The 255-nt window shown below is 51.8% G+C and carries 2 tRNA genes; both read left to right on the forward strand.

Going from position 1 to position 255, the window contains the following annotated elements:
• Positions 1-48: 48 nt before the first annotated feature.
• Positions 49-125, forward strand: a tRNA-Ile gene (locus tag AC6EMZ_RS23420).
• A gap of 48 nt (positions 126-173) precedes the next feature.
• Positions 174-249: transfer RNA gene (locus AC6EMZ_RS23425), tRNA-Ala, on the forward strand.
• Positions 250-255 lie beyond the last annotated feature (6 nt).

Consider the following 255-nt stretch of genomic DNA (forward strand, 5'->3'; position numbering starts at 1 on the left):
TGTCCACACAGATTGTCTGATGAAAAGAAAGCAGTAAAGCATATCTGCAGGCTTGTAGCTCAGGTGGTTAGAGCGCACCCCTGATAAGGGTGAGGTCGGTGGTTCAAGTCCACTCAGGCCTACCAAATTCCTTCTGTAAAGAAGGACGCTGGTAACGAGATTGCAATTACGATGGGGTTATAGCTCAGCTGGGAGAGCGCCTGCCTTGCACGCAGGAGGTCTGCGGTTCGATCCCGCATAGCTCCACCATCCTTT

The sequence above is a fragment of the Enterobacter sp. SCRI0065 genome (genome assembly GCF_059766475.1).